Genomic DNA, 3,982 nt, shown 5'->3' on the forward strand with positions numbered 1-3,982 from the left:
TGGCTTCGTAACCGTCTTCGTGCGACAGCACGTGCTGGGAGGCTGACATGCAGGCAGGGTTCGCGTTTCTGGCGGGGCTGCTGTTCGGCGTCGGCCTCATCGTGTCGGGCATGGCCAATCCGCAGAAGGTGCTCGGCTTTCTCGACGTGGCGGGCCGCTGGGATCCGTCGCTCGCGTTCGTGATGGCCGGCGCGACGGGCGTGGCCGTGTTCGCGTTTGCCTGGGCGAAGCGCCGGACCCGGACGTGGCTCGGCTTGCCGATGCAGTTGCCGGCGGTGCGGGCGATCACCGTGCGGCTGGTTGCGGGAAGTGCCGTGTTCGGCATCGGCTGGGGGATCGCCGGGTTCTGCCCGGGGCCCGCGATCGTGTCGATTGGCTTTGGATCGGCGAAGGGAATCGTGTTCGTCGTCGCGATGCTGGCAGGGATGGCGGTGTTCGAGTGGATCGAGCGGCGCAGGAACGTGCGGTGATGTCGTGACCGCCGCGTGGCAGGCAGGCTCCGGCGGTTGGACTGGTCACGGTTGGTCGATCTGCACGAGTGCGGCCGAACCGGATCGCTCCAGACCTCCGCCGGATGTCGCGGTGTCGGCTTGATGCTCCGTGGTGACGCGGCAAGTCTCCAATTCAGGAGTGTTCGCGCACGTGATGGCCACCGCGTATCCGTTCGGACAGCCGGCGCAGGATCGCGAGCCACACCGCGAACACGCCGGGCCGTTCACTCGGCTCCATGACCGTCGTACTGACCGCACCCGTGCCGCCGGCCGACAGCGCCACATGACCGGCTGTCTCGAGCGTCAGGCATTCGCCCTCGTCGAGCAGGCGGCGAATGTGCTGCGGCGCGTCGGGCAGCCAGTCCAGCCCGCCGTGACGCAGCGTGACCGCAAGCGCGCCATCCAGCACGATCACCTGGCTTCCCTTGTCGAACCACGCAAAGTGGCTTTGCCCGGCGTCGAGCCGGATGTGATGCGTCCGCATGGCGATTTCCTTTCCCGGTTGCGCGGCCTTGCGACGGCGAGGCGACAGCGTGCAATCAGGTTAGGGAAACGGGCACCGGCACGACAGATTCAGGGGCCGGGAATCTGTTGCGGTGCAGACGACGATTTTGTGTCGCTGTATCGGTGGGTTTCCCCGGAATCTGTATCTGGCGTGCGATTGGCCGCGCGGGCACGATCGGCTGCATGACGCCTTTCACCGATTCATCCCGCCCGCCCTTGCCGATGGACGGCGAACCGCTTTACGAACGGCTCGCCGAGCATTACCGCCGCATCATCGCGGCCGGCACGCTGTCGCCCGGCGACCGGATGCCGTCGGTGCGCGCATTCATGGCACAGCACGGCGTGAGCCTGTCGACCGCGATCCAGGCATTCCGGCGGCTCGAGGATACGGGCTGGTGCGAGGCGAAGCCGCGCTCCGGCTACTTCGTGCGGCGCCGCGCGGCGGTCGCGCTCGAAACGCTGCCGGAAAGCGACGGGCCGCCGCTGAGCGTCGAGCCGCCGTTCGCGGGCCTGCACGAACGCGTGTCGCGCGTGATCGACCGTGCAAATGCGGCGCCCGATGCGCTGAATCTCGGCGGGGCGTCCGCGCTGGCCACGCTGTACCCGGCCGAGCGCCTGCAGGCGCTCGCGATCCGCCTGTTGCGGCGCAAGCCCACGTTGCTGACCGATGCGGGGCCTGTTGGCGGTTCGCCCGAATTCCGGCAGACGATGGCCAAGCGCGCGCTGTCGTATGGCGTGACGGTGACGCCGGACGACGTGATGTCGACGAGTGGCGGCGTCGATGCCGTGAATCTCGCATTGCGCGCGGTGGCGCGCCCCGGCGACACGATCGCGATCGAATCGCCGGCCTTCTTCGGCTTGATCCAGTTGCTCGAAAGCCTCGGCTTGCGCGCGCTCGAAATCCCGGCCAGCCCGACAACCGGCCTGTCGATCGAGGCGCTCGAAGTGGCGCTGACCGCGTACCCGGACATTCGGGCCGTGGTGGTCGTGCCGAACCTGCAGAACCCGCTCGGCTGCGTGATGCCCGACGAGCGCAAGGCCGCGCTCGTCTCGCTCTGTTCGCGCCATGGCGTGGCCGTGATCGAGGACGAGCCTTATCGCGAGCTCGTCGAGGCGCCGCAGCCGGTCAAGCCGGTGAAGGCATGGGATCGCGACGGCACGGTGCTCTACTGCCCGTCGTTCAACAAGGTGCTGGCCCCCGGGATGCGGCTCGGCTGGATCAGCGCGGGGCGCTGGCACGCGCGCGTGAAGATGCTGAAGTTCGCGCACAGCCGGCACAACGCAGCGTTGCTGCAGGCCGTTGCGGCCGAATTCGTCGGTTCGGGCGCGTTCGATCGCCATCTGCACAGGTTCCGCGAACAGTTGCGCGTGCAGCGCGACGTGACGATCGATGCGATTGCACGGCATTTCCCGGCCGGAACCCGGATGAACCAGCCGCCGGGCGGGATGCTGCTGTGGATTGCGCTGCCGGACGGTGTGCGTTCGGAGCCGCTGTTCGATGCCGCGCTCGCACACGGCGTCAGGATCGCGCCCGGTTCGATCTTCTCGAATTCCGACCGCTTCGACGGCTATATCCGGCTCGCTTGCACGCGCGTGTTCGATGCGGCGCACGAAGCGGCGTTCGAAACGCTGGGCCGCCTCGTACGGGAAGCCATGGCGGCCACCTAAGCGCGGTGGCGACCGGCGAGGCTTGCGAATATGCGAGCCCCGCAGCTTTCCGGGCCACCGACGCGGCAAGCCGCCGCCATTTCATCGGCTGGCCGAATGCGTGGCGAGGTGCTGGCGGATCAGCGACAGGTAACGATCACCGACCGAGAAATCGCGTGCGGCGCGCGGCCGTTCGGCCTGGCGCAGCGTGGCCGGCGCGCTCATGCCCAGATACCGGCATACGCCGGACGGGAAGGGCTTGCGCGTATGCCCGAGCTGGCGAGCCGCGCGCTCGACGCGGGCATCGCCGACCTGGGCGCGAAGCCACGCCAGCACTTGGCGATCGGCTTCGTTGACGATACGGACCAGATGTTCCATCTCGCACCTCACTGTTCATAAATACAGTACTGTAAATATAACCAGTGTTTGCGGCGGCCGCAAGCGGGTGCGCGTCTGGCTGGCCGTTCGGCCAGGGTCAGCGAGCCGGTAAGGCGGTTCGCGTGATCCGGCCAGCAGGGCCAGCAGGGGCAGCGGGCGCCACGGGGGCCGCAACCTGCGTATAGCGCGCGTCCGTCAGCGTGCCGAGGAACGCGACGATATCGTCGATTTCCGCGTCGGTCAGCGCGGGCGGCGTGCCGGGCCGGCGGTTCATCGGCGTCGAGTTGACGTTGATGTTGCCGCGATAGGCGGCCGGCACGTCGTCGAACGTTCTGGCCCCGTGATACCAGAAGCCCGGGTCGGTCGAGCGCGTGTTGTAGAACGCGACCGCGTCGCGCAGCGTCGTGAACACGCCGTTGTGCATGAACGTCTGCTTGACCGCGACGTTGCGCAGCCCCGGCGTGCGCAGGTAGCCGCACCATTGCGTCGGCTCGGGCCAGCGCAGCCGCCGTGCGGTGTCGCACAGCCCGTTGTCGAAATGGCGCGGATCGCGGTTCGCCGGCAGCGCGCGGTTGCGCGGCACCGCGATCGCGTCGTAGCCGAAATCGGTGAAGAGCGAACGCTCCGGGCGGCTCGACGTCTCCGACAGCGTATGGCAGCTCATGCAGTTGCCCTTGTCCGGATTGCGGAACAGCGCGAGGCCGCGCATCTCGGCCGGCGCGAGCGGCTTGCGCGTGCGCAGGAACGCGTCGAAGCGCGACGTGAACGGCGCCATCTCGTCGCTCTGCAGATAGGCCTCTACGGCCAGGCCCATCGCCCGCACCAGCTGCTCGGGCTCGCGCCGCACCGGCGCGCCGAAGCGCGCGGCGAGCTCGGGCGCGAGTTCGGTCGCGTCGACCTTGCGCAGCAGCGCGGCCGGCGACCGGTTGTTCATTTCGTTCGGATCGAACAGCGGCCCGCGG

4 protein-coding genes and 1 pseudogene are annotated in these 3,982 nt (G+C 68.5%); 2 read left to right on the top strand and 3 right to left on the bottom strand.

Annotation, left to right across the window (positions count from 1 at the left end; all coding sequences use genetic code 11):
• Window positions 1-47 precede the first annotated feature (47 nt).
• Entirely contained in the window at window positions 48-470 is a 423-nt protein-coding gene (locus G3N99_RS35925) for a DUF6691 family protein (RefSeq protein WP_206124734.1), read from the top strand.
• A gap of 154 nt (window positions 471-624) precedes the next feature.
• Here G3N99_RS35925 and G3N99_RS35930 read toward each other — a convergent pair whose 3' ends face one another.
• A complete protein-coding gene (locus tag G3N99_RS35930; protein ID WP_206124735.1) occupies window positions 625-975 on the bottom strand; it encodes a hypothetical protein in 351 nt (116 codons plus the stop codon).
• A 203-nt stretch (window positions 976-1,178) separates the two neighbouring features.
• On the opposite strand from G3N99_RS35930, the gene G3N99_RS35935 reads away from it, so the two are divergent.
• Complete coding sequence (locus G3N99_RS35935; RefSeq protein WP_206124736.1) at window positions 1,179-2,663, top strand: PLP-dependent aminotransferase family protein; 1,485 nt, start codon at window positions 1,179-1,181, stop codon at window positions 2,661-2,663.
• A gap of 81 nt (window positions 2,664-2,744) precedes the next feature.
• Here the strand turns inward: G3N99_RS35935 and G3N99_RS35940 are convergent, their stop codons facing one another.
• Window positions 2,745-3,020, bottom strand: coding sequence for a hypothetical protein (locus G3N99_RS35940; RefSeq protein ID WP_206124737.1), 276 nt, complete (start codon window positions 3,018-3,020; stop codon window positions 2,745-2,747).
• Window positions 3,021-3,117: 97 nt separating this feature from the next.
• Window positions 3,118-3,982, bottom strand: a pseudogene (locus G3N99_RS35945) (c-type cytochrome); the annotation flags it as partial.

Source organism: Burkholderia sp. Ac-20392 (assembly GCF_017104585.1).
In the GTDB taxonomy this organism is placed as follows: Bacteria; Pseudomonadota; Gammaproteobacteria; order Burkholderiales; family Burkholderiaceae; genus Burkholderia; species Burkholderia lata.

Excerpts from the sequence above, each read along its gene's own strand:
- G3N99_RS35935 (WP_206124736.1), top strand. The coding sequence starts at position 1,179 with ATGACGCCTTTCACCGATTCATCCCGCCCGCCCTTGCCGATGGACGGC.
- G3N99_RS35940 (WP_206124737.1), bottom strand. The coding sequence starts at position 3,020 with ATGGAACATCTGGTCCGTATCGTCAACGAAGCCGATCGCCAAGTGCTG.
- G3N99_RS35930 (WP_206124735.1), bottom strand. The coding sequence starts at position 975 with ATGCGGACGCATCACATCCGGCTCGACGCCGGGCAAAGCCACTTTGCG.
- G3N99_RS35925 (WP_206124734.1), top strand. The coding sequence starts at position 48 with ATGCAGGCAGGGTTCGCGTTTCTGGCGGGGCTGCTGTTCGGCGTCGGC.